Here is a 24,298-nt window from a genome sequence, read left to right as displayed (position 1 = left end):
CGCGGGAAGAGATCGGACGGGCCTTCGCTCATGTTGTATATGAACCATGCTGATGGTGAACAGCCGCCTGCGAACGCACCGGTACGGCACGCCGCAGCACGCCTGCCTGTACGGTCCAAGTAATGACCTTGCCCGCAATGCTTACCGCCAGAATCGTATACAGCGTATCCCACAGCGGCAAATAGAACAAGGAGACCAGTAGCACCGCAATGTCGATCAGCATAAACACCGTGCCGACGCTTATCATCGTCAAGCGGCTGATGAGTAAGGCTACGATATCGTCGCCGCCCGTCGCGCCTCCGTGACGGAGCACGATTCCCGCAGCGAAGCCGGTCAGCACTCCGGATACGACCGCCGCCAGCACCATATTGCTGCCGAAATTCATCACCCACGGCGAGTAGCGCTCGCAGAGCTCGTAAGTCAGGGAGAACACTCCCGTCGCCAGCGCGGTATTCATAATGAACCTTCGCCCCTGGAAGAACCAAGCGGCGACGAATACTGGGATATCGAGCATCAGGACGGTCAGCGCGGGTGACCAGTCGAATGTATATTTTCCGATCAGCGCGAGACCGACAAATCCGCCTTCAGCCAGGTGATTCTGAAAATTAATGTGATAATAGCTGAAAGCCAACAGCATTGAGCCTAACAACATCCATACAATATGACGTAATTGTTCGTTTTTCCTCATCTTGGTTCCCTCTCGTCGTTCGTGAATTCGTCCTTCGACCGACGGCGGGAAGCCAGATAGAGGAGCAGGTCCTTCGCATCATTTCACGCTTCCTTCGCAGTCAGTCTACATCAGAGTGACGGTTCTCTGCGAGAGGAAGCTAGATGTAAGAAAGATCATAACGTTTCCAGACTGTCCTTTGGGGAAGCATCCTTCGGGGACACATTGGTATCCTGATCCTTTCTTTTTTTGATTTGGCATTTTGAACCAATACCGGGTTGCAACATGTTGCTATACCTGTATTATATCATAATGTATATTCCGGCCCTACCCTACCTATGCTCCGAATATCGCCTCCGTTCTGTTTTAATCGCATTGTCCCCGTGTCTGGCTTGCTCCGCTCCATGTTTGAACGGCTCCCTCCCGGTTTCTCTCGAAAATGCTCCGTCGTTCACGAATATCTCACGTTTGCTGTGCGCAAGATCACATAGTGATCTATATCACTTCGTTAGACTGAAATCATTCCGTTGCGGAATTTCACTTATGAAAGGATGAGCTAACATGCTGAAGCCGCGCACCATTGAGATTGTGAAAGCGACCGTGCCCGTTCTGGAAGCGCATGGTCAACAAATTACGAAGCGGTTCTATGAATTGATGTTCTCGAACCATCCCGAGCTGCTCAATGTTTTCAATCACGCGAACCAGCGGCAGGGCCGCCAGTCGCAGGCGCTCGCCCAGGCCATTTACGCCGCGGCGGCGAATATCGACCGCCTGGAGGACATTATGCCGGTCGTGAAGCAGATCGGCCACAAGCACCGCGCCCTCCATATTCAGCCGGAGCATTACCCGATTGTAGGGAAGCATCTGCTGATGGCCATCAAGGATGTGCTTGGGGATGCGGCGACCGATGATATTCTGGAAGCCTGGGCGGAGGCGTACGGCGTCATCGCCGATATTTTCATCCAGGTCGAGCGGGATATGTACCAGGCGGCGGCCGAGGCGGAAGGCGGCTGGGAAGGCTTCCGCAGCTTCCGCGTCGTCCGCAAGGCGCCGGAATCCGATGTCATTACGTCGTTCTATCTTCAGCCGGAAGACGGCGGCCCCATCTCTTCGTATGTTCCGGGACAATATATTACGGTGCGGGTGAAGCCGCAGGGGTCGGAGAATACGCATTTGCGACATTACAGCCTGTCCCAGGCTCCAGGGGGAGACACATACCGCATCACTGTCAAGCGCGAGAGCGGCGATGATCATTCCCCCGCCGGCATCGTCTCCTGCTATCTGCATGACGTTGTGCAGGAAGGCGATCGGCTGGAGCTGACGGCGCCTGCCGGCGACTTCACGCTGCGTACAGGCACACCTTCACCGGTCGTGCTCCTCAGCGGCGGCGTAGGCATTACTCCCATGATGAGTATGCTGCAAGCGTTGGCGAAGCACGAGCCGGAACGGGACGTTTATTTCGTTCATTCCGCGCGGAGTCGCCAGGTGCATGCGTTCCAAGACGAGGTTCGCGCCCTGACGGAAGCGAATGAACGCATTCGGAGCTTCGTCTGCTACGAGCGCCCCGAGGCGGGCGACGCTTGCGACCGCCAAGGATTCATTGACAAGGCATGGCTGGCTTCCGCCTTGCCGGCCGAGGTGTGGCAGCGGGCGGATACGTACTTCTGCGGGCCGGTGCCGTTCATGAAGGCCGTCTATCGGGCTCTGACCGGACTTGGCGTTGCACCCGAGCGGATTCACTACGAGTTTTTCGGGCCGGCCGGAGTATTGGAGGAAGCGTAACGGCAAGCTGCCCTGCGGGCACGGTGCGCCAAAAAACGGGGACGATCGGGCCAAAATCGAGGCTGTCCCAATTGGCGGCGCATAAGGATGCGGGGCAAGACGGAACAACAGAGAAGACGGCGGTGAGAAAAACGGCAGATGATGGATGAGGCAATGAAATCCTGCGTTGATGCAGGAATTCATAGTATTTAATCTACTATTTTATTGAATTGATGCAAAAAGACATTATTTTCGGCGTTTTTTTGTTTGATTACCATTGAACAGGCGGAAATTGATGTAGTTTTGCAGGATTCCCTGTAACGGAGTACACCTCATATAAGAAAGCTGCAGTTTTGCAGTTTTGCGGCAAGTCGAGCTTTGAGAATAAGGGGGGCTGTCTCACTGTGGGACAGCCCCTTCTTTTCCCGGCCAGCTTCACTTCATCTGACGGTTACCGCTCAAAATCGATATGCAGCACTTGCGCGACGAGATGCGGCAAATCCGTATTGTCGTGCAGTCCCCGGAACAAATCCGATCCCGGACCGAATGCATAGATTTGCACGTCCACGCCGGTGTGCAAATAGGTTGTCCAGGATATCAGGGCACGTTCGCTAATGACGCCGTTAATGGCATGGACCGCATCTTCGGCGTTCTTGATCGTGGCTGCTTCCGCAGCGGTCGCGTCGATGCCCGCATGCGTTTTAAGCACTTCTGCGGCATTGCTTCTGTCCGCCTTCAGCTTGTCGGCCATATAGAGTCCGGATGCTTTGACACGATGCAGCACTTCAAGCTTGGCATCCGTTTGGCCGTATCCGCCGACCGACATCCCTCCTGTATCGTGATCGCTGACGACAACGACTAACGTGTTGCCGTCCTTTTTGGCGAAGTCGACCGCCAGCGCGACCGCCTCTTCGAAAGCCTGCGTGTCTTTCATGGCCCATGCGGAATCATTGTAATGCCCGGCCGAATCGATCTGGCTCCCTTCCACCAGCAGGAAAAAGCCGGCTTTGTTTTGACGGAGAACGTCGATCGCTTTGGCGGTCATTTCCTTCAAGCTGGGTTCATTCGTATGCTCCCGATCAAGTTCGGGCGCCATGTCCCCGCCCGCGAACAACCCGAGCAGCTTGCCGCCGCTTGCGGCTTGCAGTTGAGTGCGGTCCTCCACGATGGTGTAACCGCTGCGCCTTGCTTCCTCCACAAGATTGCGTGACTTTTGTTTGCCCCCAGCGACTCGGGCAGAAAGAAGGTCTTGCCCCCTCCCAGCAGGACATCGGCATCTTCCAACTGCTGCGGCGCGATATCGCTTTCTTCGTCGCGGGAGGCGATATGCGACGAAAAAGCGGCCGGCGTCGCATCGGTAATGCTCGAAGAGGCGACCAGACCGGTTGACTTGCCTTGTTCCCGCGCCGCCTCAAGAATCGTCCGGCGCTGTTTTCCGTCCGGAGTCGTCCCAATCATCCCGTTGTTCGTCTTGTGCCCCGTCGCCATCGCCGTCGCGGCAGCGGCGGAATCGGTTAACGCGGAATTGGCCGAGTACGTCCTCACCATCCCTGCAAGCATCGAGTCCATTGCGGATAACTCGCCTTTGTATAAGCGGTAGCTGGCGGCATAGGCGGGCGAAAAGCCGTCCGGAACCATAAAAATAACGTTTCTCGCCTTCGCCGGGGCCGCGTCTGCCGAGTTGGCCGGAAAGCCAACAAGAAAACAGGCCAGCACGGTTGCCAAGACTGTCGCGGCAAGCTTTCGTTTCATCCTTCATTTCCCCCATCATCAAGCTCATTCTCTAATGGTCCCCTTGCTGTCCCGGACAAATCAAGACTGCCCTGAACTCGCCCCGGCCGATGAGGCCGCAGGACTGTCGTGCTCCGCCAACAACCGCTTCAGGACGTTGTCGCTAATGCGGGCGACATTGTTGTCATAGTCGTTCCAAGCAAGACTCCCGGCCCAGTTGATCGAACCGACGGAGAATACGGCGCCCCCGCCGTGGATATCGAAATAGGTCATATCCGCCCTTACAAGCGGATTATCGCATCCCCCTTGGCCGGGTGCCGTATTTAATTGATCTTCATGCACAAATTGGTAATTATTATCAAATCCAGTTGACGTGGCCAGCCACAGCGTATGCGGAGGCGTGCCGAATTTGAGATCGTAGCGATCAATCTCGTCGCCGGCCGCGTATCCGAAGTCGCCAATGATCTCGTCATCGCCGATGCCTTCAAAAATAAAGCGCGCCGACGGATGGAAGCTGTCCTTCAATCGGCGGTAACCGCATGCCGAGCCGCCGCCCAAAGCAGTTACGCCTACCCCGACAAGCCGCTGAGGCACGTAACCGAAATGGCGCCATATGCCTCCCGGTTCGCCTGTCGTGCTGTGAAACAGTTCGCCCGGCGGAGAATCCGAGGAGCGCGAGCCGGCGTTGCCGCGACGCACTTCCAATAGATGGGGCCGCTCCGGATCCAGACTCGTGACCCAATAAAATCCATTGCCTCCCAGATACATTAAGCGGCCGCCCTCCGCCAAATATTGCTCCAGTGCTTTCATCATCGGGCGCGTCCAATATTCGGGATGGCTGCCGGTAATCACTACCTTGTAACGGCCCAGCAAATCGGCGCCTTCATGGTGCAAGTCTTCGTCCGTCGCGATGTCATGGCTCTGCCCCCGCCGCTCCAGCCAGCCGGTAATGTACAGATCGGCGGAGAAATGGCGCACAGCCCGCCAGTTCCGGTAATGAGGCCGAATATTCAGGAGCGGGCGGAGCCGGGAAGAATATTGGACCCCGCTGCCGTCGTTGTGCAGGTCATAAATGGAGCTGCCCATTTCCGGATGCTCGTCCAAATAAACATCCTGCGCCGGAAGAACATAATCCTCGCCCAAATAGTCTTTGGCGTACTTGAACAGCCGCTCGTTGCCATAAGCGAGATACGTATTGGTCGGCGCCAGGAACAGGACGGGAGCGGTTGCCGTCCCCTGCGTCGGCCGCACAAAAAACGGAATGTAATCGACGCTGCCTTCGGCCTCCAGCTTCAGCGCATAGATGCCGCTTCGCAGGTCCTCCGGGATCCACCACGTGATGTCGGCTTCCCAACCGGCATCCACGATGTCGTTATCATGAAAATGAATGGCCGCGTATTGTTCCGGGGCCAGCCGGTAGTCTGTCTGCTCCCCGGTCCAATTGTGGCTTGTCACGGCGCGGGTTCCGCCTTGGCGCAAAATCCCGTGATGCCCTCCAGCCGACCGATCGGAGAGGCGGGTCGACGATATGCCGACGCTGAAATCGTAATCGGCGATGAGAAGCGCGCCATCGGGCTCCGTGTTCGTGCCGCGCGCCATGTCATGCAGCTCGGTCTCGGTAAAATAATGTTGGAAAAAACGCGGGTTTCCGATTTTTCCGTTATAGTGGCGGGACACGCCGCCCGGAGCCGCAGAGTCCGAATCCGCAGCCAGCAGCACGCTGGAGATGACCGCTTGACTGTAGTCCAGCTTCACGCCCGCCTTGCAGACTTGCGTGCCCTCATCAGGCCTCCAGCCGGCCCGTTGGCTCACGAAGAGCATGGCCTCTTCGCGGCTGCCGGAATATTGAACGGCGACGAAGTGCCACTCATGGCCGTTCAACGGCGCTTCGGCGCGCACGGCAACGGAATAACCGCACCCGCCAATCAAGGAAAACGTTACATATCCGTCCTTGTCCAGCGTCACATCCGCCCCGGATGAACCGTCGGCAGATTGGGCAGACCAGATCGTCTGAGCCTTGCCATATTGCGGAATCGTCGGGTATACCCACATCTGAAGCGAGAATTCCCCGGCTTGCATCCATTCCTCCGGCAGCGGCAGCTCGGCATAGGAGCCAATCGCGGTGGTCTGCCGCCGTCCCGGATATTCGCCGGCGCAATCCGCGGGTACCGGTTCCGTCGGCAAATAGGGCGAATGGTCCGGATCCGGCATCCCGCCGCATAACCGCACCACGCTGGCGGCATAACTCGAACTCGCCGTGTCGATCATAAAATTCAGTGCTTGTCCGGGCTGGACGCTGAATCGATCCGCGTACCCGACAACGGTTACGGCATCCTGCGTCTTTGCATCGGTCACGCTTGCTGCTCCCTGTTCATTCGGCTTCATTGAAATTCCTCCGTTGGTTCAGAATTTTCTTATTCGCCTTGAATCTGTTCCGTCGTGGCTGCAATAGATTGACGCCGGGCCTCGATGCTGGAGCTCACCCCTTTCTGGCAAATTTCGATATTTTTGTAACAATTTTTCTCATGATGTCATATATTTCAAAATAATTATAGCATGCTAAGTTTTTCAATAGAATCTATTTTTTTGCATCCGATGCATCCCGCCTATGTTCTCGAAGCGAGCTTCTTGCGCAAATAAAAACGCGCTCTGCGCAGGAGCCATTCCTGCCAGAGCGCGATATCCAAGCTCAATGAGCTTCCTAACTTATTGCATTAGGCCAACTTATTGACCTGCCTGTTTGCTGTGAATGACCCAATCCGTAAGGCGCTTGACGCTGCTAATCGAATCCAGCGTCAAATCGTCTTCGTCCAACGTAAAGTCAAACCGCCTTTCTATTTCCGCAAGCAGTCTCATTACGGTCATCGAGTCCAAAATTCCGGTCTCGCCAATCAAGACGGTATCCGCATCGACGAAAGGCAGCTTGAGCATGTTCTGAAGGATCCCGGCAATTTCATGTTCGATCGCATCGCGGTTCATCGCTTATTCTCCTATCTCGAGCCAATCGAATGCCTTCCGCGGGAGCGGCAGCTGCAGCATATAGACGGATTGCTCGTTCTCTGTAGTCGTTTTCTTGAAGCCCAGCATCTCCAGCAGCAGTCTCGCCGGCAAATTCCGCTGCTTGCTGACTAGCCGGCAGCGCGCCGCGGCCGCCTGCGGCAATTGTCGTTCCAGCCGTTCCAGAACGGTGTACAAAAAGGCGGCGGCGATGCCCCGGCCTTCAATCCGGCAGGAAATGCAAAACAGATCGATATCGATCCTGTCATCGGCGGCGCTCGCGAAGCAGGTTCCGATCAGCCCGTGCGCGCCGAACCGGTCCTCCAGCCTGGCCACATATAAGTAATGGTTCTCCTGAGCGCAGTACGATTCGACGAAAGGAAAATCAACCCGCTCCAGCAGGCTGTTCATCTGGTTCGTGCGGCGAGACAATTCGACCACCCGCGGGTAATCTTCCTCCCGCGCCATACGGATCCGCAGCTTCATTCCGCATTCCTTCAAAAATTGCTCGCGGCTGCCCTTATGCGCTTTGCGAGCTTCCTCCCGCAGGTGGCGCGCCTGCATATACTGCCGCCGGTTGGCCGCTTCTTCGGTCAACGGGCCTGCCTGAAATTCGGGATATCCGGGAAGCTCCCGATATTGCCGGGCGTCATAAGTGCGCACCTGCGGCACATAGAAGTTCACTTCGAAGCGCTCGAACGGATCATTATCGATAAAGGCTATCGCATCCAAGCCGATGTTCAGTTCCTGGGCAATCCGCTCGATGCTCGCTGCCTTAGAATCGAAATGGCATTGCGGGGACAAGAAATAATGGGCGATGCCCAACTGCTCGAGCTTGGCCTTCACTTGCTCCCAACGGTTGCGGCTGGCGATGCTGTGCAGAATCCCGCGCCGGTCCAGCGTCTCAAGGACGCTCGCCATCTCCGGCAGCAGCTTGATGCCGGCCTCGTCTTCCCTCAGCGTTCCTTCCCACAGCGTATCGTCCAAATCCCATACGATACATTTAATCATCTGCTTCACCGGAAAACCATTCCATCGTCAGATGCGTGGGCTTGAAGCCGTACTTCTTGTATAGCAGCCTCATCGGCAAATTGCTTACATGCACCTTGCCGATGATGCGCTCGCTTCCTTCCCTCTTGCAATACGTCATGCCCGCATCGAACAGCTCGTCCACATAAGCGGTGCCACGGTAGGGCTCTGCGATATAAAAGCTTTTGAAATTCGCGTACATCTGTTTCGTGACCGAGTTTTCGCGCGGCGTTATCCACATCCAGCCTGCGACATTCCCGTCAACTTCCAGCACGAACATTCCTTTTTTTTCATCGTGAAGCGCTTTTTCCAGCTTCCTGACATGAAAGCGAGGATCGGTAATCGCATCCTCTCCGAATGAAATAACGGAAATGTCCGTTTCAAATTGAGCGATAACCGCAATATCATCCGGCTCGATCTGTCTAATCGGCATCTTGCTATGACTCCATTTCTGCGTTGTTATGCGTTCTTTTTTTGAATAAGCTCGAAGGAGTCATGATGGCAGCTCGGGCAGCCCTTTTGTTTCAGTTGTTCAATCGTTTGCCATTGCATTTGAAAGCCAACCTCGGTCACAAGGCTGCACCGTTTGCATTCATAGGCGCGAATCGTGCGCCTCACTTCTCCCGTATAGAGGGCGTCCCGGTAATCACGCGCAATGCTCTCCTTCGTCTCTTCCGTAGATTGTAACACAATCATCTGGCTCGTGTTACCTATAATTTCCGCCCCGAGATATTGATTGAAGCGCGGAAGCACACTCGTGACAAGCAAGCCCATCCGGGAAAATTCGCGCTGCATCTCCAAAGCGAAGTCAGGCGATTTGTGGGCGAACGATAGAAAAATGGGCAGCCCGATTTCCGGCTTCAGCAACTGGATACCTCGCGATACGAATAAAGACAGGCCCTGCAGCGTATAGGGTGGATCGGTGAAAACGCAATCAAAACGGCGCAAAAATTCAGACGGAAGCTGTTCGCGAAAATCCATTTCATAGCAGACAACCGGTAAATTTTCGGATTCCGCAACATAGTTCACGTAGCTGATAATACGTTTGTCAATCTCGAACACGTGAATGCGGGTATTGGATGTATGCGCGTTTTGCCGAAACAACTGCTTAAGGAGAAACGCCAACGACACGCTGACAAGATCATCATCCCCCAGACAGACGATATCCCGCCCGATAAGAACTTCGTGCTGAAGCGCCAGCACGGCCCGCTTCATGCTCGTCTCCAGCGTGCAGCGGGATTGGTCGATCGTGACATCGACCTGGGGACGGTTCTCAAAGACACCTTCCAGCTTCGACATCATGTCATGCAGATCGTCCGGATGCCACTGCTCCTGCTTCAGCCGCTGATACAAGGTCCGGTTCAAATGCCCGTAACCCATCGTATGCTCGACGAACCGCATCCCTCTCGGCGTGCAGTTGACTCCCCGGCTTTGTTCGATCAGTCCCGCCTTGATGAACTCTTTCTTGATGGCCGCCACAATCGGCAGAGGCAGCAGCGTCTTTCTCGCGATCTCCTTGGTAGAGATGCCCGGCTTGAAGTAAATATCCAGAAGAATGTTTTCAATCGCTTTTTTTCCATCCTTAATGGACACTTGGGAATAAATTGAATCGATCGCTTCTTTATTCATATTTTTTCTTCTATCTCCTTTATCATTACCAATCCCATCAATATGACTTTATGTATGATTCTGGATGCCTGCGACGCAATCATTATCCTATATTTCCCATACAAAAGCAAGGCACCTGCCGCAAATCTGCAGCCGATGCCTTGAGAGAAAATAAGACGCTCCGGTTCAATCCATGACGGAAACGCGAATGAGCGGGCACAATTGATGGATCGTCCGGTATTTGAATAATTGCGGCCCATCCGCGAACAGACCCTGCTTTTCCATCTCCACCTCAACCCGAACGGCATGAAGGGATGTGCCGCCCAGCCGGAAAAAGTCGTCGTCGATGCCGATGCCGCCGATGCCGAGCACTCGTTCCCAGATTTGCACCATCGCCGCTTCCACCTCGTTGGTCGGAGCGCGGTAGGCTGATCTCATCGGCGCTCCTTCCTCTATGATCTGCACCGGCAATTGGAGAAGCCGGGCCGCATTATAATATTGCAGCGGGAGCAACTGATGCCGATGCAGTTGCGGATAACGCTCATCGAGAACCATGTCCCACGACGGCTGCTCGAAGCTTCCCCCGGCCGCAGCGGCGGTTGCGGACTCGCGCGGCGTGCCGTTCCCTGCATGCTGCGGCGCTTCGCTGCCAGGAAGAGGCGCGTTGCGGACACATTCGATATAATCGATGGAGTCCGGGATAACCTCCACCGCATGCCGGAAGCGTACGGTCCGGTCCGTCTCCTCCATGACACTCCAGCCGCCCGATTGCAAAAAGGCGAGCATCGGTTCGTTCTTCCCGGTGAGCGTGCATACGGCTTCGATATTATCGGCATGCCGTTCAAGACAGTACGGCTTCAATGCGCTGATAACGGCCGCTTCGAGTCCTCTTCCGAGAATACGGCAGCTTAAGAGGAAAGAATCCAGATGCACGATGCCGTCCGCGCATCGGGTAACGACGGCCCCGACCAGACCGTAGCTTCCGAATCGGTCCGCGGCTTCGATAGCCCAGCATGCCGTATCCGGCTGCGAGAGGATGGACGGCAAGCCGTCTGCCATGCTGCGGTCCGCATTCAGCGTGAATTGATTGGTCCGCTGCATAAGCTGGGCGATGCGCGGCAATTGCCCGGCATTCGCCTCATGGATGCTCATCACGATCTCCAAATCATGGAGAAAGGCCTGCAGCGATGAAGCGGATGCGCGAACTTCGCCGCGCTTGCGCTCCGTTCTATACCTTTCGGTTCTTCGCTTGTCGTCTTCCGTCACGCGGATGCGATCCAGCGCCCACATATGCCGCAGAAATGCCGGCCTTTGCCGTTCTTCAGGGAGCTGCAGCGCAAGCACTTCCGGGCAATTCGAGCGAACCTCCGAGCATTCCAGCGAACTGTCATCGAGGAAAATGAAGCTGTCCAGTCCCAACCGGAGCTCCTCCGCCAGCGCGCGCAGATTTTCCGATTTCGGGCTCCAGTTGATGCGCCAGCCGGCGAAGTCCTCTTTCGTCAGCAGCATGTCCGGATGTTTGTCAAATACATCCCACACGTCCCTGTCGTTGTTCTTGCTGACCAGGACAAGCAGCATGCCTTCGCGCTGCTTCTCCAGCAGAAACCGCTGCAAATCGCGGCAAGGCTCCGTAACCGTGACTCCTTCGGCTCCATCTTCGCCGCATACTCCATTCCACAGCGTATGGTCACAGTCGACCGCGATGACCTTGAACGGGTGTCCATGCCAAGCCAACAGACGGCGCGCCGTGAACGTCCCGATGGCGGCGTAATATTCCGGGGTGAACGGCATGTGACCCGCTTGATCGGCGGCCGCATCATCGATTTGCTCCACGCCGAACATCCCGCCAACCTCTCTGAAGTCGATGACATGGACATGCTCCTTCGCTTCCAGCGCCCGCTTCCACCGGTTCGTCAGCTCCTCCAAATAGCTCGTCATGACCGGTGAAGCCCCAAAGGAAGCCGACACCGGAAACACGCCGGCGAACAGCTGCCGTGCGCTCTTCGTCATAGACAAAGCTTGGGCCAGATCGGAGAATGCCCGCTCCAGCTTCTTAATTTGCTGCTCCTCCGGCGATCGATCATCCCGCAGCCAATCCTCGAACCGCACGAGGAGCAATCCCGCATCGCCCTCGGAGGAGAGCGCGCTGTCCGGATTCAAAAGCTCCTGGAACACTTGATGGTATGGCGCAAAATGAACGTCGATCCGCCATCCGAATTGCTCGCCCCACCATTTGATATACGGACGGATCGGGTCCGCCGTGAAGGTGGAGGCAGCGGCCACGGCGAAGGCGCGTTCCGGCTCCGGATGGCGTCTTTTGGCGGCCAGTTCGCTCTGCTCCGCCTCGGAGAGCAGCCGGATCTCCCCCAGCTTCCGCTCCGGATCGGCCAGCACGCTGTCAATCAACTCGATAAAGTGCCGCATCAGCCCCGCTATCGTATCTTCGACGAACAGGGCCGTGTTATACTGCATGACGCAGAGCAGCCCGCCGTCATCTGCAAAGCCGATATCGAGCTTGAAGTCGAGCTTGGAGATCCCCTTCGTAATGTCGTAGTTCTCGAAGGTGAGCCCTTCGGCCTTCAGCACCGGATTCCCGTCAAATTCGTTATGGAAAATCATCATCGTGTCGAACAGCGGATTGCGGCCGCGCGGCAGCTTCGCCGATAATTTCTCCACCATCCGATCGAACGGGAAATCTTGATTTTCGTACGCGTTGATCATCGTGTCATTCAGCGCGAGCAGTTGATCGAGGATGGTGCGGTTCTCCTCGAAGCTGACCCGTATCGGCAAAAAGTTGGTGAACATGCCGATCAACGGCTCCACGTCGGCATGCCGACGGCCTGCGACCAGCGATCCGACCGTCATGTCGCGCTGGCCGGTATACTGGTGGAGCACAAGCGTGTACAGGTGGAACAACAGCACGTTGATCGTGACGTTGCGGGACTTGGCCAGAGCGTTCAACCGCTCTGCCGTCTCCTTGGGCAGAGTGAGCTTGTGCGCTCGGCCGATGAAGGATTGGAATTCGGGCCGCTCGAAGTCGGTCGGCATATTCAGCGCCGGGATGCTGTGCCGGAACTGGCTCATCCAGTATTCCTCTTGCTTCCGGATCATATCGCCTTCCAGCAGGCGGTGCTGCCATTCCGCGTAATCCTTATACTGAATCCGCAGCGGCGGGAGATCCTTGCCGGCATACAGATCGCTGAACTCCTTGATGAACACATTCATGGATGCGCCGTCCGACACGATATTGTGCATATCCATGAGCAGCACATGCTTCTCTGGCCCAAGCTTGACGAAAGAGGCGCGAATCAGCGGGGCTTGGCCCAGATCGAACGGTTTGATGAACTTGCGCACGATTTTGTTCATATCCTGCTCGTCCGCTTCGAGGCGCTCGACCGCAAACGAGAAGGTTTCATGGATTTTCTGCATCGGCTCTCCGTCCACCAGATGGAACGAGGTCCGCATATTTTCATGGCGGTGAATCAATTTGATGAACGTTTGCTCGAACCGCTCCGCATCGGCTTTGCCATGAACCAATAAAGCCATCGGCATGTTGTAGGTCGTTACGTCGCCGATTTGCTGATGGATGAGGAACGTCCGTTTCTGGGCGGAAGACACCCGATAATACGGTTTCGGCTCCGCCGGCGAGATGGCGAAATATTGATTTTTCTCCATCTGTTCGATGTGCCGGGCCAGCGCGCTGATCGTCGGCATGTTGAAAATATCCGATAAGGCCAGCTCCGCGTCGAGCTCCTTATGAATCTTGGCGATAAGGCTGGTCGCCTTCAAGGAGTGGCCGCCCAATTCGAAGAAATCATCGTGAATCCCGATTTCCTCGATACCGAACAGATTCCGCCAGATGCCGGCCAACGTCTCTTCCAGCGGATTCCGGGGCGCGGCTGTTCCAGGCATTGTCTCCCGCCGGGACGCCGGCGCCGCTTCGCCGGATTGCCCCGCGCTCTCGGCAGCGGAGCCGGAGTGGACGATGCGGATTTCTTCCTCCTCGATCCAGAAGCGCCGGCGGTCGAACGGATAGGTGGGCAGCGGAATGCGGTTTCGTTGCTCCTCTCTGTAGAAACGGGCCCAATCGAATGACACGCCGGCGTTCCACAGCCGTCCGACCTGAAGGAGGAGATGCGCCACATCCGACGCGCTCTGCTGCGGATGCCGCATCAGGTTCACCACGACGCGCTCCCCCGTTGCCTCCGTGTGCCGCCTTGCGAATGCGGTCAGCGCGTTGCCTCCGCCAACCTCCGCAAACGCGGGATCGATCTCGGCGAACAGTGTCGCGAGTCCGTCGGCGAACCGCACCGTGCCGCGCAGATGACGCGCCCAGTATGCCGGGCTTACCGCTTCCTCGTCCCGAATCCATGTCCCCGTCACGTTCGAAATGAACGGGATGCGCGGAGGATGCAGCGTCAGCCTTCCCACCTCCTGCTCATAGCGCTCCAGGATAGGGTCCATCATGGCGGAATGGAACGCATGGGACGTATGCAGCCGCCGGCAGGCATGCCCTCTCTCCTCCAGTTGAGCAGCCAGCGCGTCGACCGCTTCCCGCGTTCCCGAGACAACGCACATGGAAGGCGCGTTCACCGCGGCCAGCGACAAGCCGCCGGACAGCAGCGGCAGCAGCTCATGCTCGCTCAGAGGCACACTCAGCATGACGCCGCCGGGCAGACTCTGCATCAATTGTCCCCGCAGCGTGACGAGCCGGATAGCGTCCTCGAGCGGGAAGACGCCGGCGAGGCATGCGGCGGCATATTCGCCAATGCTGTGCCCGATCATCGCCTGCGGACGCACGCCCCAGTCCATCAACAGCTTGGCAAGCGCATACTCGACCGTGAAGATGACCGGCTGCGCGATATCTGTCCGGTTGATGAGACCGGACGCGGACGCGTCAGCCTCATCGCCGGACGGGTACAGAACCCGCTTCGCCTGCTTGCCGACTTCGTCCGGCATCAGCTCGAAGCAGCGGTCCGCCTCGGTGCGGAACACCGGTTCCCGCTCGTACAGCTCTCTGCCCATGCCGGCGTATTGCGAGCCTTGGCCGGAGAACATGAATACGATGGGCTTGTCATCTGCCGCGGCCGTCCCGCTCTGGACATCGGCACAGTCCGGCTGAGCCAGCCGGGCGGCCGCTTCTTCCGCGCTGGAGCAGACGAGCGTGCGCCGATGCGGGAACGCCGCCCGCCCCACGTGCAGCGTATAGGCCATATCGGCCAAGCATACGTCCGGATGCTCTTGTAAATGCCGCGCCATTCGCTCGGTCAGCCGTTCAAGCGAGGCCTCCGTCTTGGCCGACAAGGCGATGAGCTGCGCCGCTCTGCCCGGGGAGGAGGCTGCCGCGGGCGGCGCCTCCTCCAGCACGACATGCGCGTTCGTTCCGCCGATGCCGAACGAGCTGACTCCGGCACGCAGCGGCCCGCCGCCGTTCGTCCACTCCCTCAAGCGGTCGTTGACATAGAACGGGCTGTTCTCGAAGTCGATCTTCGGGTTCGGACGTTCATAGTGAAGCGTCGGCGGCAATTGTTTGTTCGCCAGCGCGAGCACGGTCTTGATGAAGCCGGCCACCCCCGCGGCGTTGTTCAAATGTCCGATGTTGGATTTGGATGAGCCGATGCCGCAATACCCTTTCTTTTCCGTCTGAAATGCGGTTTTCAACGCTTCGATCTCGATCGGATCGCCCAGCGTCGTTCCCGTGCCGTGCGCCTCAATGTAGCTGATGCTTTCCGGCTCCACTTCCGCCACGTGATGGGCGGCTCGGATGACGGACACTTGTCCCTGCGTGCTGGGCGCGGTATATCCCACTTTCCGGTTCCCGTCATTATTGATTGCCGAGCCTTTAATGACGGCGAAGATATAGTCGCCGTCCGCGAGCGCATCCTCCAGCGGCTTCAGGAGGACGATGCCCGCGCCGTCCCCAAAGACGGTGCCAGCCGCCCGTTCGTCGAAGGCGCGGCAGTGCCCGTCAGGCGAATTGATCATGCCTTCTTGATAGAAATAACCGTTTTTCTGCGGCAGTTGAATCGACACCCCGCCGGCCAGCGCCATGCTGCACTCGCCGCTGAGCAAGCCTTGGCAGGCCAGATGCACGGCGACGAGCGATGTGGAGCAGGCCGTCTGCACCGTGAAGCTCGGCCCCTTCAAATTCAACTTGTACGAGACGAGCGTCGCCATATAATCGCGAAGGTTCAGCATCGCCGTCTCCAGCGTCGCGGATTCCTCCGCCGTACCCAGCCCTTTGAACGCCCGCATGAACCAGTGGGAATTGAAGGCTGCCCCGGTATAGAGCCCGATGGACCCGCGATACGTCTTCGGATCGTAGCCTGCTTGTTCAAGAGCTTCCCAGGAGCATTCGTGCAGAAGGCGGAATTGCGGATCCATCACCTCCGCTTCGCGCGGGGTATAATCGAAAAACTCGGGATCGAAGTACTCGATGTCATCCAGCATTCCTTTGGCCTTCACAAAATTCGGATGGCGCAACGTTTCCGGATCGATCCCGGCCTCCAGCAGTTCCTCTTCGCTGAAAAAGGAAATGCTCTCTTTGGCGTTGCAGAGGTTGTCCCAATATTCCCGCAAGTTTTTGGCTCCCGGGAACCTTCCCGACATGCCGATGACGGCGATTTCGGATCCGGTGTACTCTCTTCCGCTCGATACGCTCATTGCAAGACCTCTCCTTTGCGTCTTTTTTCTTTTTGCTGCTGCTGCCGTTTCTTTCCTTTGACCACCGAACCGATCAACTGCTGCTCCATCTCCGCTTCCTCCGCCTCGTCCTGTCCGTTCCGGGTCAGGCGCTGAGCGAGCGCATGGATGCTGGGATAGGTGAACAAATCGACGACGGCGATGCTTTCGCCCAACGCTTCGTTTAATTTGCCGGTCAATTGGATCATATCGAGGGAACTCGCCCCGAGGTCAAAAAAGTTATCATGGATGCCCACTTCATCCATACGGAAAAATTGCTTCCACACGTCGGCGATCGTCTTCTCGATCCGGTTGCGCGGCGCGACGTACGGGTTGGTCAGATTCGGCCTGCCGAATGTGGTCCCGCTTCCCGCCGGTTCTTCCTTCTTCTTGCCCGCGTGCCGAATCCATTGATCGATGCGCGTGTCCAGATCTCCGGTGGACACGATAATCTGGTTGCTGCCGCAACGGTTGTAGACGTACCGGAACAGATCCGGCGCTTCGGCAGGCAATATCGCCAGCTCGACGAGCGATTCCCCAATGGCCGAGCTGTGCTCCTCCCAGAACTCCCATGCGTCCCAATTGACGCACAGCCACTTCGTCCCCCCTGCCCGGTTCTGTCTGCGGGCGAAGGCATCCATGTACAGGTTCGCGGCCGAGTAGGCGCTGAAGCCGAGTCCGCCCAGCACGCTGGCGATCGAGGAGAACAGAATGCACACATCGGCCTCTCTCCCGGCAAGCAGCTTCGACAGCGTCTGCAGCCCTTGGACTTTGGCCCGGAACTGCTCGTCGGCCTGGCCCCCGCCGATATTTTCGATCGCGCGGAACGATTCCGCGCCGGGAAGCCCGGCTGCCTGCACGACCCCGTTCACGCAGCCGTATGCGGCGTCAATAGATTCGAATACGCGGCTCATCTGCGCTTCGTCGGACAGATCGGCCTGGATGTAAGTCACCTCGGCCCCCAACGCTTCCAACTGCTGCACCCGCTTGATTTTGCGGGAGATCGGATGCGCTTCGCCGTGTTCGGCCAGCCAATGGCCGTACTCCTCCCGGGCGGGGAAGGAAGAACGCCCGGTAAGAATGAGCCGCGCCCGGTAATGCCGCGCCAAATACTCCGCCGTCAGCATGCCGATTCCACCGAGCCCGCCGGTGATCAGGTAGACCCCGCGTTCCCGGAATGGCGCCGCCGGAGGATCCGCCTGTCGCAGGGCGAGCGGCTTGTACTGCTGCACCCAGCGGTATGGGCCGCGATAAGCGATCAGGCGATCCGATGCCGGGACCGACAGCTCCGATGCGATGCGTTCGACGGTTCGCCGATGGCGTCCGTTCGCATCAGGCGCGTCGATATCGATGCTTACGCATGTCATTCCGCTGTATTCCTGCTGGATAACGAGGCTTGGGCCAAGCAGCGTCATTTTGCCCGGAGACAGCCGTTCCAGACCCGTTACCTCCTGCATATCGGTCGACACGACCGCAATGCGGACGTCCGCGTTCTCCTTCTGTCTGCGAAGCGCTTGAGCGAGGAAGATCAAGCTGTAATACCCGAGTTCTTGCTGGCGCCGTTCGGACTCCGCCTGCGCCTTCGCTCCGGAACCATCCCAATCCGGCACTTCCTCCTCGGCGGCGGAGACATTCCATAAATGGACGACCCGGTCCGGCGTGAACTCCCGGGCGCGCAGTTCCTCCAACAGCAGCGCGTACTGCTCGGCCACAGCAGGGGCCAGCGTGAACGTATCGGGATCGCGCTTGGCGAACGCGGTACCGGCCTCCACCATGACGGCCCGATGCCCCTCCTGGCGCGCGAGGGCGGCCAGTTCGTCCGCGAGGCCGCAGCCGTCCGCGAAGATAAGCCAGTCATGCCGCCCGTCCCCGTCCGGCTTGTCCGGGACCTCCTGCAGTACCGTCCGTTCCCACGAAGGATAGTAGAACCAGTCGGCCATGTTCGGGTTTTTGCCCCGGCCCCGCGGCCCGGCTGGACGTTCCGGCGACAGCGGCTGCTGCGCCTCATCCAGCCAATAGCGCTGCCGCTCCATCGGATAGGTTGGCAGTTCCACGCGTCTCCGGCGCTCATGCGCATAGAAGCCCCCCCAATCGATATCGATGCCGGCCAGCCAGAGGCGTCCGATTTTGTGAAGCAAATAAGCGGAATCCGAATCCGCTTCCTGAGGGTGCCGCAGCAGATTGACGGCGGCCCGGTCCCGCGAAGCCGCGAGATGCTTGCGCACGAACGTGCTGAGCGCATTGCCCGGGCCCGCCTCGATGAACACGGCGCGCGGATTGCTCAACAGTTCGTCCAGCCCATCCGCGAAGCGCACGGCCGACCGCAGATGTCCGACCCAGTATTCGGGATCCGTGGCTTCTTCCTGCGTAATCCACGTGCCGGACACATTGGATACAAAAGGCATCGCCGGCTCCTTCAGCCGGATCGAGCGCACCCGCTCCGCAAATTCCGGCAAGATCGGATCCATCATGTGCGAATGGAACGCATGGGAGGTATGCAGACGACGGCACGCGCAGCCCGCGGCTTCAAGCCGCCGGGCAAATTCGTCAATGTCGGCCGACTCCCCTGCGACGACGCATAAGGACGTGCTGTTGACGGCAGCCAACGCAAGCCGATCCGGCAGCATGCCGCGCAATTCAGGCTCGGGCAGCGCTACGCTGAGCATCGCTCCGGCAGGCATGCCCTGCATGAGCCGTCCGCGAAGCGCGACGAGCTGCAGCGCTTCGTCCAGCGTAAATACCCCCGCCAGGCACGCGGCGACATACTCGCCGATGCTGTGCCCCATCATCGCCTCCGGACGAACGCCCCACCGCATCAGCAGCTTGGCCAGCGCATATTCGACGATGAACAGCAGGGGCTGCGCGATATCCGTCCGCAGCATAAGCTCGTCCTCACGGGCTCCGCGGCCGGCCTCGTCCGGATACAGCACGGCCTTCAAGTCAAGCGCCATATGCGGTTGAATGAGTGCGAGACACCGGTCCACCTCCTCCCGGAAATCAGGCTCATCGCGGTACAGTCCGCGGCCCATATTGACATATTGGGAGCCTTGCCCCGGGAACAGGAGCACGACGGAACGGGCTTGCGTTCCCGTCTCGGCCGCCGCGATCCGGTCAGGCTCGGGCGATGCCAGCATGGCGGCCGCTTCCTCCGCTGTCCTGCAGACGAACGCGGCTCTCCATTCGAAGGCCTTCCGGCCGGCTTGCAGCGTATACGCCGCATCCGCCAGATTGATGTCCGGGCGTCCCGTCAGGAACTTGGCCAAGCGCGTTTTCGCCTCCGCCAGAGCCGTCGCCGTTCTCGCCGACAAGAGCAGCAATTTATCGGTTCGGCCTTCGCCCGATGGCTCCAGGACAGGGGCTTCCTCCAGGACGACGTGCGCATTGGTGCCCCCGATGCCGAACGAGCTGACCCCGGAGCGCAGCGGATAGCGGCCGCTCTCCCAAGGCGTCAGATCGGTGTTGACGACAAACGGGCTGTTGGCGAAATCAATCTTTGGATTTTCCCGTTCAAAGTGCAGGCTCGGCGGAATTTGCCGCGCCTTCATCGCCAGCACCGTCTTGATGAAGCCGGCCGCGCCGGCCGCGCTGTTGAGATGCCCGACGTTGGTCTTCACCGACCCGATGCGGCAAAAGCCCGTCTCCCCGGTGCGGAACGCCTCCTTCAACGCCTCGATCTCGATCGGGTCCCCCATATTGGTGCCCGTTCCGTGCGCCTCGACATAAGTGATGCTCTCCGGCTCCACGCCGGCCATCAGATGAGCCGCACGGATTACCTCGGCCTGCCCCTTCGTGCTCGGGGCGGTGAAGCCGACCTTGCGCATGCCGTCATTGTTCAGGCCGAAGCCTTTGATGACGGCGTGGATGACGTCTCCGTCCGCGATGGCGTCGCGCAGCCGCTTCAGGATGACGACGCCGACGCCGTCTCCGAAGACGGTTCCCGCCGCCTGCTCGTCGAAGGCGCGGCAGTGCCCGTCCGGCGACAGAATCATGCCGTCTTCGTAGAGATATCCTTGCTTGTGGGGCACGCTGACGGTGGCCCCGCCCGCCAAGGCGATATCGCATGCCCCCGCCAATAGCCCCTGGGCGGCGAGCGCGATGTTGACCAGCGAAGTCGAGCAGGCGGTCTGCATGGAAATGCTCGGTCCGCGCAGATTGAGCTTATAGGATAGCTGCGTGCTGAAAAATTCCCGATCGTTGAGCAGCATGGCGCTGAAGCGCTCCGTTCCGCCCAGGCCTCCGGCAAAGCGGGAAACCCATTCCAAATTCGGGGTCGCGCCCGCATAGACGCCGATGAGTCCGGGATAGGCATCCGGGTTGTACCCGGCCGCTTCCAGCGCTTCCCACGCGCACTCATGGAACAGCCGCAGCTGCGGGTCCATAAGCTGGGCTTCCCGCGGCGAATAACCGAAAAAGGCGGCATCGAACTGGTCGATTCCATTCAGGATGCCCTTGGCTTTCACATAGGACGGATGGGAGACAAGCGCCGGATCAACGCCCTCCTGCAGCAGCTCCTCGTCGGTGAAGAACGTAATCGACTCGACCCCGTCCCGCAGATTGCGCCAGAACTGGTCGAGATTATCCGCGCCCGGGAAGCGGGCGGCCATGCCGATGACGGCAATGTCGAGCCCGTTCTCCCCGGAGGCGGAGGATCCGCTTTCCCGGCGTTCGCCACGCTCCGCAGGCATTCGTTCCTGAAGCGACGTTGACCTCATCCGCTCCGTCCGCGCCAGTCCCTCTTCCATGGCGCGTCGGCGCTCTTCATTCTGCACCTCCGCCTCCTCCGCCGGCGTGTGCAGCCCGTCTTCCCGCAGAAACGACGCCAGCGTGCGGACGGTCGGATACGAATACAGCGCGACCACGGGAATGTCCCTTCCGAACGCCCTTGCCAGCTTGTCGGCCAACTGGGAAATATCCAGCGAGCTCGCTCCGATATCAAAAAAGTTATCGTTCATGCCGAGGTCCGCAAAGCCGAAGTGGCGCTGCACCGTATCCGCAATCAGGCGCTCGATGGACGATGCCGACACCGGGCGGACCGCTGCGCCGCCCCGCGCGGCGGCCTCGCGCCCGCTCCCCGCTTCCGGCAGCGCTCCTTCCCGCACGGCGGCTGCCCGCCGCAAGGCGCCCGCAGCCGCCAGGCGAATCCCGTCCACGGAATAGCGGCGGCGCTCGAACGGATAGGTCGGCAAAGGAATCCGGCGGCGGCGTTCCGACCCATAATATCCCTTCCAATCGATCCGCACGCCCGCAATCCACAGTTTTCCTATTTTCTCCAGCAGATAGGCATCATCCGCGGCTTGCTCCTGGGGATGGCGGACGAGATGATACGCCACGTGCCCGCCGCCCGCTTCGGCCTGCGCCTGCATCTTGCGGATGAAGCCGCTGAGCGCATTGCCGGGGCCGACTTCGATAAATACGGCCTGCTTCTCCTGGAGCAGCTTGGCCGCGCCGTCGGCGAACCGCACCGCCCCCCGCGCGTGCCGCGTCCAGTATGCCGGATCGGCGGCGTCCTCCGCCGTCATCCAGGTTCCCGTCACATTGGACATGTACGGGATGGCCGGCGCGGACAGCGCGATCCGCTTCACCTTGTCCGCATACGGCGCCAATATCGGCTCCATCATCGCCGAATGGAACGCATGCGAAGTATGAAGCTTCCGGTGCGCCACTTGCCGTTCGGCCAGCGCCGCCGCGAACGAAGCGATCGCCGCGGGCGGACCCGACACGACGCACTGCTCCGGCCCGTTGACGGCCGCCAGCGCCAATTCCGGCGGAAGCAGCGCGCTCAAGCTCTCCTCGGACAGCGAGACGCTCAGCATCTCTCCGGGCGGCAGGCTCTGCATCAGCTTGCCGCGCAGCGTGACCAGCTCCAGCGCGTCCTGAAGCGAGAGCACCCCGGACAGGCATGCCGCCGTATATTCGCCGATGCTGTGGCCAATCATTGCGTGCGGCTGGATACCCCACGACATCAGCAGCTTGGCCAGCGCATATTCGAAGGCGAACAAGGCCGGCTGCGCCGCTTCCGTCCGGTTGATGCGATCCGCCGCGGACGGGCTTGCCGCACGGTCTTCCTCCGGATACAGCAGCTCCCTTGGATCGGGACCGCCCGCCGCGGCGATGATCTCGCAGCAGCGGTCCATTTCCGCGCGGAACAGCGGCTCCTTCCGGTACAAATCCAGCCCCATGTTCACATACTGCGAGCCTTGCCCCGGGAAGAGAAAGATGACCCGGGCCCGATCGATCTCCGATTCGCCCGTATGTACCTTGCCGTTCGCAGGCTCTTCCAGACATGCGATCGCTTCCCCCACGTCGGAGCAGACGAGCGCGCGGCGGAACCGGAACCGCTTGCGCCCCGTCTGCAGCGTGTACGCCGCATCCGCCAATGCGGTCTCGGGGCGGCCGCGCAGGAACTCGCTCAGATTGCGGGCCGCGCGCTCCAAGCCGTCCTCCGTCTCGGCGGAGAGCACGAGCAGCTTCATGTCCCGTCCCGAGGAGCCCGCAGGCGTTGGCGGCGCTTCCTCCAGGACGACGTGCGCGTTCGTCCCCCCGATGCCGAAGGAGCTCACTCCGGCCCGCAGCGGACCGCCCGCTCTGTCCCAGCGGGTCAGCTCCGTGTTGACGGCGAAGGGGGAACGGGCAAAATCGATTTTCGAGTTCGGGCGCTGAACGTGAAGGCTCGGCGGGATCTGCTTATGCTTGAGCGCCAGCACGGCTTTGATGAAGCCGGCGACTCCGGCGGCGGCATCGAGATGGCCGATATTGGATTTGAGCGATCCGATTTTGCAAAAACCGGCTCTCTCCGTGTTGAAGGCAAGCTGCAGCGCCTCCACCTCGATCGGATCGCCGAGCGCCGTCCCCGTGCCGTGCGCCTCGATATAGCCGATGCTCTCCGGATCCACCTCGGCCATGTGATGGGCGGCCCGAATGACCTCGACTTGGCCGTTCGTGCTTGGCGCCGTATAGCCGACCTTCCGGCTGCCGTCATTGTTGATCGCCGACCCTTTGATGATGGCATGGATCGTGTCGCCGTCCGCGAGGGCGTCAGCCAGCCGCTTCAGCACGACGATCCCGATGCCGTCTCCGAACAAGGTGCCGTTGGCTCCTTCGTCAAAGGGCCGGCAATGGCCGTCCGGGGACTGGATCATCCCTTCCTGATACATGTATCCGGTGATGCGCGGCAAATTGATCGAGACGCCTCCGGCCAGCGCAAGATCGCATTCGCCCCCCAGCAAGCCCTGACAGGCGAGGTGAATGGACACGAGCGAGGTGGAGCAGGCCGTTTGCACGCTCACGCTGGGGCCTTTCAAATTCAACTTATAGGAAATCCGCGTCGTGAACGACGGATTGTTCAATTGCAGGATTTGAAAATGATCGCTGGCATGGGCGGCGCTCATAATCTGGTTGGCGACCCAATAGGTGTTGGGCGAAGCCCCCGCATACACGCCGATTAATTTTCCGTCAGTGTCGGGCGTATACCCCGCGTCCTCCAGCGCCTCCCACGAGCATTCATGGAAGAGCCGGAACTGAGGGTCGACCAGCTCCGCCTCCCGCGGCGAATAGTTAAAAAACGGCGCATCGAAGGATTCCACATCCTCCAGCATCGCCTTTGCCTTTACGTATTGAGGATGCTCGAGCAGCTCGGGCCCGATCCCCGCCTCCCTTAACTCTTCATCCGTAAAGAAAGTGACCGATTCCACGCCGTCGCGCAAGTTGGCCCAAAATTCGGCCAGGTTCTTGGCTCCGGGGAATCGTCCTGCCATGCCGATCACGGCGATTTCCAGGCCGGTTCCTTCGTACATTCCGTTCGCAGCACTCATCTTACCGCCCCTT

9 protein-coding genes and 1 pseudogene are annotated in these 24,298 nt (G+C 59.2%); 1 reads left to right on the top strand and 9 read right to left on the bottom strand.

All coding sequences use genetic code 11. The features are described from left to right. Positions 1-28 precede the first annotated feature (28 nt). On the bottom strand, positions 29-688 hold the full coding sequence (locus OCY70_RS04580; RefSeq protein ID WP_249724574.1) for a YitT family protein: 660 nt from the start codon (positions 686-688) through the stop codon (positions 29-31). Between the two features lie 540 nt (positions 689-1,228). Here OCY70_RS04580 and hmpA point away from each other — a divergent pair. After that, positions 1,229-2,449 carry an NO-inducible flavohemoprotein gene (hmpA, locus tag OCY70_RS04575; protein ID WP_213426687.1) on the top strand — a complete coding sequence of 407 codons (1,221 nt, stop codon included), beginning with the start codon at positions 1,229-1,231 and terminating at the stop codon, positions 2,447-2,449. A gap of 430 nt (positions 2,450-2,879) precedes the next feature. On the opposite strand, the pseudogene OCY70_RS04570 reads toward hmpA, so the two are convergent. The 8 genes and pseudogenes from OCY70_RS04570 to OCY70_RS04535 all read right to left on the bottom strand — a co-directional run bounded on the left by OCY70_RS04570 (position 2,880) and on the right by OCY70_RS04535 (position 24,285). After that, a pseudogene (locus OCY70_RS04570) lies at positions 2,880-4,066 on the bottom strand (alkaline phosphatase). Between the two features lie 174 nt (positions 4,067-4,240). Then, positions 4,241-6,544, bottom strand: coding sequence for a N,N-dimethylformamidase beta subunit family domain-containing protein (locus OCY70_RS04565; RefSeq protein WP_213426686.1), 2,304 nt, complete (start codon positions 6,542-6,544; stop codon positions 4,241-4,243). A gap of 339 nt (positions 6,545-6,883) precedes the next feature. Next, positions 6,884-7,138, bottom strand: a complete 255-nt coding sequence (locus tag OCY70_RS04560; protein ID WP_213426685.1) for an acyl carrier protein — start codon at positions 7,136-7,138, stop codon at positions 6,884-6,886. 3 nt (positions 7,139-7,141) lie between these two features. Continuing rightward, on the bottom strand, positions 7,142-8,167 hold the full coding sequence (locus OCY70_RS04555) for an HAD-IIIC family phosphatase (protein ID WP_249724584.1): 1,026 nt from the start codon (positions 8,165-8,167) through the stop codon (positions 7,142-7,144). After that, positions 8,160-8,618 (bottom strand): GNAT family N-acetyltransferase, encoded by a 459-nt coding sequence (locus OCY70_RS04550; protein WP_213426683.1) that lies wholly within the window; start codon positions 8,616-8,618, stop codon positions 8,160-8,162. Before OCY70_RS04550 ends, OCY70_RS04555 begins: the two co-directional genes overlap by 8 nt. 26 nt (positions 8,619-8,644) lie before the next feature. Beyond that, positions 8,645-9,814: a bis-aminopropyl spermidine synthase family protein gene (locus OCY70_RS04545; protein ID WP_213426682.1), complete on the bottom strand. Its 1,170-nt coding sequence runs from the start codon at positions 9,812-9,814 to the stop codon at positions 8,645-8,647. 165 nt (positions 9,815-9,979) lie between these two features. Continuing rightward, complete coding sequence (locus OCY70_RS04540) at positions 9,980-16,456, bottom strand: type I polyketide synthase (RefSeq protein WP_213426681.1); 6,477 nt, start codon at positions 16,454-16,456, stop codon at positions 9,980-9,982. Then, positions 16,453-24,285, bottom strand: a complete 7,833-nt coding sequence (locus OCY70_RS04535; protein ID WP_249724572.1) for a type I polyketide synthase — start codon at positions 24,283-24,285, stop codon at positions 16,453-16,455. The genes OCY70_RS04540 and OCY70_RS04535 overlap by 4 nt, the downstream gene beginning before the upstream one ends. Between the last annotated feature and the right edge of the window lie 13 nt (positions 24,286-24,298).

It is taken from the genome of Paenibacillus melissococcoides (assembly GCA_944800085.1).
GTDB lineage: Bacteria > Bacillota > Bacilli > Paenibacillales > Paenibacillaceae > Paenibacillus_B > Paenibacillus_B melissococcoides.
The sequence above is the reverse complement of the archived record's forward strand: the minus strand, read 5'-3'. Positions and strand labels throughout refer to the sequence as shown.

Coding starts and splice junctions, on each gene's coding strand:
- OCY70_RS04580 (WP_249724574.1), bottom strand. CDS start 688: ATGAGGAAAAACGAACAATTACGTCATATTGTATGGATGTTGTTAGGC.
- hmpA (WP_213426687.1), top strand. CDS start 1,229: ATGCTGAAGCCGCGCACCATTGAGATTGTGAAAGCGACCGTGCCCGTT.
- OCY70_RS04565 (WP_213426686.1), bottom strand. CDS start 6,544: ATGAAGCCGAATGAACAGGGAGCAGCAAGCGTGACCGATGCAAAGACG.
- OCY70_RS04560 (WP_213426685.1), bottom strand. CDS start 7,138: ATGAACCGCGATGCGATCGAACATGAAATTGCCGGGATCCTTCAGAAC.
- OCY70_RS04555 (WP_249724584.1), bottom strand. CDS start 8,167: ATGATTAAATGTATCGTATGGGATTTGGACGATACGCTGTGGGAAGGA.
- OCY70_RS04550 (WP_213426683.1), bottom strand. CDS start 8,618: ATGCCGATTAGACAGATCGAGCCGGATGATATTGCGGTTATCGCTCAA.
- OCY70_RS04545 (WP_213426682.1), bottom strand. CDS start 9,814: ATGAATAAAGAAGCGATCGATTCAATTTATTCCCAAGTGTCCATTAAG.
- OCY70_RS04540 (WP_213426681.1), bottom strand. CDS start 16,456: ATGAGCGTATCGAGCGGAAGAGAGTACACCGGATCCGAAATCGCCGTC.
- OCY70_RS04535 (WP_249724572.1), bottom strand. CDS start 24,285: ATGAGTGCTGCGAACGGAATGTACGAAGGAACCGGCCTGGAAATCGCC.